The organism is Clostridium drakei, assembly GCF_000633595.2.
Taxonomy (GTDB): domain Bacteria; phylum Bacillota; class Clostridia; order Clostridiales; family Clostridiaceae; genus Clostridium_AM; species Clostridium_AM drakei.
This window is the reverse complement of sequence record NZ_JIBU02000063.1, coordinates 21,879-28,515: the sequence shown is the minus strand read 5'-3', so window position 1 is coordinate 28,515 and position 6,637 is coordinate 21,879. Positions and strand designations below refer to the sequence as shown.

5 protein-coding genes are annotated in these 6,637 nt (G+C 28.7%); 1 reads left to right on the top strand and 4 read right to left on the bottom strand.

The window, feature by feature from the left end:
* Positions 1–145: 145 nt before the first annotated feature.
* The 3 genes from EG57_RS0223085 to EG57_RS0223075 form a co-directional block, all read right to left on the bottom strand.
* Positions 146–1,411: an ammonium transporter family protein gene (locus EG57_RS0223085; protein WP_032079445.1), complete on the bottom strand. Its 1,266-nt coding sequence runs from the start codon at positions 1,409–1,411 to the stop codon at positions 146–148.
* Between the two features lie 317 nt (positions 1,412–1,728).
* Positions 1,729–2,757, bottom strand: a complete 1,029-nt coding sequence (locus EG57_RS0223080; protein ID WP_032079444.1) for a threonine aldolase family protein — start codon at positions 2,755–2,757, stop codon at positions 1,729–1,731.
* A gap of 513 nt (positions 2,758–3,270) precedes the next feature.
* Entirely contained in the window at positions 3,271–3,489 is a 219-nt protein-coding gene (locus tag EG57_RS0223075) for a hypothetical protein (protein ID WP_032079443.1), read from the bottom strand.
* A gap of 209 nt (positions 3,490–3,698) precedes the next feature.
* On the opposite strand from EG57_RS0223075, the gene EG57_RS0223070 reads away from it, so the two are divergent.
* Positions 3,699–4,460 carry an SIMPL domain-containing protein gene (locus EG57_RS0223070; RefSeq protein WP_032079442.1) on the top strand — a complete coding sequence of 254 codons (762 nt, stop codon included), beginning with the start codon at positions 3,699–3,701 and terminating at the stop codon, positions 4,458–4,460.
* A gap of 167 nt (positions 4,461–4,627) precedes the next feature.
* On the opposite strand, the gene EG57_RS0223065 is transcribed toward EG57_RS0223070, so the two are convergent.
* Positions 4,628–6,619, bottom strand: coding sequence for a methyl-accepting chemotaxis protein (locus tag EG57_RS0223065; protein ID WP_032079441.1), 1,992 nt, complete (start codon positions 6,617–6,619; stop codon positions 4,628–4,630).
* Positions 6,620–6,637: the final 18 nt, after the last annotated feature.

Here is a 6,637-nt window from a genome sequence, read left to right as displayed (position 1 = left end):
ATTAGAACTTCTTAATGAAGTGAGTTTTCCTTCACAGCATATATCAGCCGGAATACAGTTAAAAGTTACTTCGCTTACGTCGTAATATGCTTATTTTACGGAGATACTTTATCTATATTTTAAACCTAAGAAACTTAAAATACTTCTATGCCCCTAACTTTTCAACAAAGAATTCATCCTTATCATTGTATGTTTCTTGTTTCTTACCAAGTAAACTTATAAATAAACCAGTAATTCTTCCACATACAAAAGCTATTACCACATTAATAAATATTGCTAATAATTGAACTCCAACATTTCCAGTTATAAACACTGCCACTAATCCTCCAAGTATTCCTGGCATCCCATGTAAGTTGTTAATTCCACATGTATCTGTTCCTCTTATAACTTTTTCAAGTTTAGGAGCTATAATACTATATCCAATTACACTTAATGCTCCAGCTGCTATCCCTATAAGCATAGCATATCCTGGAGTAGTCATGTCACAAGTAGATCCAATAGCAACTCCTCCAGCTAAAGCAGCATTGGCAATATCTTCTATTTCTATTTTGCCTCTGATTAATTTTGTAAATATGTATGTTGCTAACGTTGCACCACATAGAGCAAAAATTGTGTTTATTGCAGTAAGTACTACCCTTTCTGGTGCCACTATTGCACTAGTAAAAGAAGGCCAAAAAATCCATAATATCATACTTCCAAGCAGAGAAAATTGATTAGAGTTTGGAGTATTTTCACAAACAGGATTATTTTTAAATTTAGAAAGAGTTGATGCTACTACTCCTAATCCAAAATATGCACCAAAGGCATGTATAACAATTGAACCTCCAGTATCAAGGAAACCTTTAAACATTCCGCTATCAAGTAGAAGCCATTCATTGAATATATAAGCTGGTATAAACAGCAATCCCATTATTATGTATTGATCCATTTTTAATCGTCCTAATGGAGCTCCTATTGCTATAAGTAAACTTGCAGCAGCAAATTCTGCATATATTAAAGTATCTATACTTATAGTTGATTTAACAAAGCTTTCTCCACCAAAGCTTTTTATAACTACATACATTGGAATTGCTATACTTACAACAAGAAATGTTGCTGTTAATGAAGTGTATCCATGATTTCTTACAAAAGTCATAAGAAATCCAAAACCCACAAGTAACATAGCTAAAATATGAATAGATCTTTCATACTTTAAAGTATCAAAAATAGTACCATACTGTGTAGCATTTGTGCTTACTTTAAAACTTTGGCTATTAATTGCTGATATTCCCACCGAAACATTATGATTAATACTAGGTATTAAAATCAAAGCTGCGCACATAAAAATTAATAATAAAAATATTAATAGTCCTTTTTTTTCAGAACCTTTAGGAATGTTTTCAACTATCTTTTTTGTAGTTAATTGAGTCATTACTTATCCCCCCAATAATTTTTTAACTTTATTTTGCAAAATATGAGACAAAAATGCCACTAGTGTGACACTTTTGTCTCACTTTTTGTATAATAACACTTTTTCTATCATATAAAAAATAGCATTTCATACTTTTATTCATTGAAAACGTTTAAAATATATGAATTTGTATTACTAATCTTGTATTCTCATACAATTTATTATAAAGTTTAAATATTTCTCAAATAATTTCCTTAATAATGCATTAATAAATTGTTATGTCTATAAACAGCTTAAAGAAAAAATTTATAAAGTTTTGATTAAATTAAAATTTCTATTTATTTATAGAACTTTTTCAAATCCTCAATAAATTCTAAAACCTTCTCTTCTTTTGTTGCCCATGATGTTACAAGTCTGATAACAGAACTATCTTGATCAAACTTTTCCCATATTGCAAAAGAATATTTATCTTGGAGCTTTTCAATTAACTTATTGGGTAAAATTGGAAATATTTGATTTGAAGGTGAATCTATTAAAAATTTGTATCCAGCTGCAATTATTTCTTCTTTCAATAATTTAGCCATTGCATTAGCATGTCTTGCCAAATCAAAATATAGATCATCCTTAAAAAGTTCTAAAAATTGTATACCAAGAAGTCTCCCTTTAGCAAACAGCGCTCCCTTTTGTTTAATATGAAATCTAAAATCTTCTTTAAGAAAATCATTACAAATTACAAGTGCTTCGCCCATTAATGCACCATTTTTAGTTCCACCTATGTAAAAAGCATCTACTAATCTCCCTAAATCAGAAAGTTCTAGGTCATTTTCCTCAGAACATAAAGCAGACCCTAACCTAGCACCATCTACATATAAAATAAGCTTATTTTCCCTGCAAAATTCACTTAAAAGTTCTAGTTCATTCTTACTATATATGGAACCAATTTCTGTAGGATTTGAAATATACACCATTTTGGGCTTTACCATATGTTCATCAGTATGCGCCTCTAAAACAGGTTTGATATCTTTAGGTCTTAATTTACCATCACTTACTTTTATCGAAATAACTTTATGCCCTGTTGCTTCAATAGCTCCCGTCTCATGAACTAAAATGTGTCCTGTATTTGCAGCAATAGCAGCTTCGTGAGGTCTTAAAAAAGCAGAAATCGCAGTTAAATTAGTTTGTGTTCCTCCAACAAACAAATGTATATCAGCATCTTCATGTCCTATTCTTTCTTTTATTAGTTCAACGGCTTTTTTGGTATAAATATCCTCCCCATACCCTTCTGTCTGTTCTAAATTTGATTTAATTAAAGCATTTAATATTCTTTCATGTGTTCCTTCACTATAATCATTTTTAAAGCTGTACATTATAAATAGCCTCCTTTTTAATACCGTTATTAATTTTCACTACTTTTAATTATATCATATTATTTTTTTCATATACTTTCTGAATTATCTCTCCTTTAATTTCAAAAATCAAGTGATTCTTAGATTCATGTTAAGTTCTCCTATGAAGAATACCGCTTACCTAAACAAATGACATTTAGACATTTTACCCAAAGTAAGTTTCATACAAAGAAAGCAGGGATATTAGCAAGGATATCCATATAAAAAAAGTAAGCACTAGTTTTTCCAGTGCTTATCTAAAACAAATATATATAATAAGGGGGACTTATTATATTCTTTTAATTTTTGCTCTAGGCCTATTCCCTTAGAACAATTATTATTATACACAGTAATTGTTACGATTTTGTGTAATATTTGTTACTTATTATTGTATATTTCCAAAACATTCTATGAACAAACCACTTAAATTTAAAGCAAATTTTTATTTTCATATCAAACAATAATATTTAGTAATCTACTTTACATAAATAATTTTTAGTTAGTGCTTAAATGCCTGATATATATAGATAATTGAAATGGTATATTTGTGTTTCCATCAAAAATAATAGTTTGAGGATTAGGCTTTGCTACTATTTCAATTTCACAATTTCTATTTAAATTTTCATGTTCCATTTTCATTTTTTCTATTTTATTTTCTATATCTTGTAATTCATTTGTACTATACGTTATAGTAACATCCGGAAAATTGCGCATTATACTCACCCTTTCAAATAATTGTTTCTATTTTTTCAATATATTTTCTTAGAACACTTATTATATTACAGGGTTTTTGTCACAGTTTTATTTAATCTTTGTTACTTCTTAGTATACATTTTTTTAATATTTTATGAATAAATTATGGAGCGAACTTTTATAATGGCTCGTCTAATGATATGAAAATAATTATAAAGGAGATTAGATTTATGAAAAATAATAATTTGTTAAGACCAAAATACTCATTCATTCTTGCATTGGTATTTGCTTTTATCCTAGCTTTCCAATTTGGAGCTTCAAAAGTACTTGCTGCAGATTCAAGTACAGCTTCTGCTGATACAGCAAGAACAATAAATGTTACAGGAGACGGCGAAGTAACTGCAACTCCAGACATAGCATACTTATATTTGGGAGTAACTGTAGACAAGTCCACCACTATTGATGCTCAAAATACTGCTTCTACTGAAATGAACAATGTTATCGCTGCCATTAAAAAGGAAGGGATACAAAATGAAGACATAAAAACAGATGATTATAGCATACGTCCTAAATACAATTATGATAAAAATACAGGAGCAAGTACACTAGCTGGATACACTGTATCAAATACTCTAAAAGTTACTGTTAAAGATATCAGTAAGGCTGGACAAGTAATTGATACAGCTGTAAAAAATGGAGCAAATATTTCTAATGGCATAAGTTTTGGAGTAAGTAATTACGAAAAATATTATAATACAGCTTTACAAAATGCGCTATCAAATGCACAAAATAAAGCTCAATCGATTTCTAGTTTTTTAGGTGTAAAACTTACATCTCCTGTAAAAATAACAGAAACTTCAAGTGGAGTTCCTAACGATTATCCTGTTCCATTATACGACAAAACATCCTTAAGTAATTCCTCAGCTTCTACATCTATTAATTCAGGAACTTATAAAATAAGAGCAAATGTAAGTTTGGTTTATCAATATTAATTAATGTAAATTCTTTAAAAACTTAGTAATTTAGTATGGATAAAATTAAGGGACTGTCTCATTAAGAATTTTATATATAACATATTGCTTTACAAACAAATACAATATGTTACAATGTTTATTCTTAATACTACAGTCTCTTATTTAAACATTTTTAATTTTGCTGTTTATTCCACTTTAAATCCTTGAACCTTACTAGTTAAACTATTTACAGATTCATCTAATTGATGCGCTATATGTGCAACTTCCTCTGTAGAGGAAAGCATTTCTTCTCCAGAAGCTGATACTTCTTCAGTTGATGCTGATACTTCTTCTGCTACAGATGTTATATTTTCAATTTTATTAACTACTATATCTTTAGCCATAATTGCATTTTTTACAGAATTATAAGTTTCATCTACCATTGGTTCAATACCTTGAACAGATTTTAATATAGTATCAAAAGACTCAATAGTCTTTTCAACAACATCTGTTTGATTACCTATTAAATTATCCATTTGTTTTGAAGTATCAATTACTTCTTTTGTTTCATCACTAACTAAATTTATCAAATTCATTATTTCATTAGATGCTTTGCTAGACTCTTCTGCTAATTTTCTTACTTCATCAGCTACCACCGCAAATCCTTTGCCTTGTTCACCAGCTCTTGCTGCTTCAATAGCTGCATTTAATGCTAAAAGATTAGTTTGTTCAGAAATTTCATTAATAGAATCTGTTATTTTTCCTATTTCACTAACAGTAATTCCAAGACCATTAATCTTAGTGTTAACTTTTGAAAAAGATTGTTTTACTTTAGTTATGGATTCTGTCAACGTTTCAATATAATTCTTTCCAAGTACTGCTTTATTTCCAGCATCCTTGCTACTTGTACTTACACTAGAAATCTTATTATGTATATCATTTAATTCAACATTAAACATGTCCAATTGCTTACTCACATCTAATAATTCACGTGTTTGATTTACAACACCATTTGCTATTTCTTCAACTGCTGTTGCCACTTGACTAGCAGCTGTATTCATATCTTTTGAATTATTCGCAAGAGTAGCTGACATACTGCCAACATTTGAACTATTCTCTTTAACTCCAGATATTGAAAATCTTAATTGATCCAAAGTTTCATTTATTTTACTTCCCATTACTCCTATTTCATCCTTATTTTTAACATCTACATCTATTGTAAAATCACCCTTTGCTACATTTTCCATTGCACTAACCACTTTACTTATACGGTTTGTTATACTTTTAGATATTAATAAAGCAATAATAGCAGCAATAATTAAAGCAATTCCTATTATAATCAACATTATATTTATAACTGTTTTAGAAATCTTCATGAATTCAGAAGTTGGAATATTAGCTACATATATCAATCCCATATCTTTATCCATATTATAAGCTATTAATTTTTTCACACCATTATATCGATATTCACCAGTTCCTGTTTTTTTATTTAAAACTTCCTTAGCAATACTAGTATTTAAAAAATTCTTTTTAAATATTTCATTTTTCTCTGGATCCATTACAGTTGTACCATTATTATCTATAGCAAAAATATATCCTGAGGAACCAATTTTAATATTAGTTACATACTTTTTAGACAGCCTTTCTAAGTCTACTGAGTATGACATATAACATAATATTTGTTTTTGTGCATTTAAAACTGGAACACATATTACAAACACTGGATTTCCAGTACTTTTAGCTTTTTGAATACTTCCAATCACTGTCTTTTTTGTTTCTTTAGCTTTTGTAATATATGCTGGTATTGCACTTTTATTTACACTTATCCCGCTTCTTACTGCATCTGTTAAAATTTGCTCATCTTTACTAAAAATAATTACATTTGAAAACACATCATATTTGTTCATTATTTCTTTATATTTATCTGAAACTTCATTCTTTAATTCAACTGAATTACTGTCATTTAAATATCTGAGGAGCAATTCATCATTTTCACTTTCTGATGCAATATTCTTTAACATCTCTATGTTTTGTTGCATAGACCTTTGAGATATTGTAAGTTCCTCTTTTAACCTTCCATATGCATCATTTTTATTAGAATTTTGTACTACAAAATTTATTGTAATACCTGCTACAATTAGTGGAACTATTGCAAAACTTACAAAAATCCCAATAAACTTACTTTTTAATTTCATAGTCACACCTCTCAATTG

Excerpts from the sequence above, each read along its gene's own strand:
- EG57_RS0223085 (WP_032079445.1), bottom strand. The coding sequence starts at position 1,411 with ATGACTCAATTAACTACAAAAAAGATAGTTGAAAACATTCCTAAAGGT.
- EG57_RS0223080 (WP_032079444.1), bottom strand. The coding sequence starts at position 2,757 with ATGTACAGCTTTAAAAATGATTATAGTGAAGGAACACATGAAAGAATA.
- EG57_RS0223075 (WP_032079443.1), bottom strand. The coding sequence starts at position 3,489 with ATGCGCAATTTTCCGGATGTTACTATAACGTATAGTACAAATGAATTA.
- EG57_RS0223070 (WP_032079442.1), top strand. The coding sequence starts at position 3,699 with ATGAAAAATAATAATTTGTTAAGACCAAAATACTCATTCATTCTTGCA.
- EG57_RS0223065 (WP_032079441.1), bottom strand. The coding sequence starts at position 6,619 with ATGAAATTAAAAAGTAAGTTTATTGGGATTTTTGTAAGTTTTGCAATA.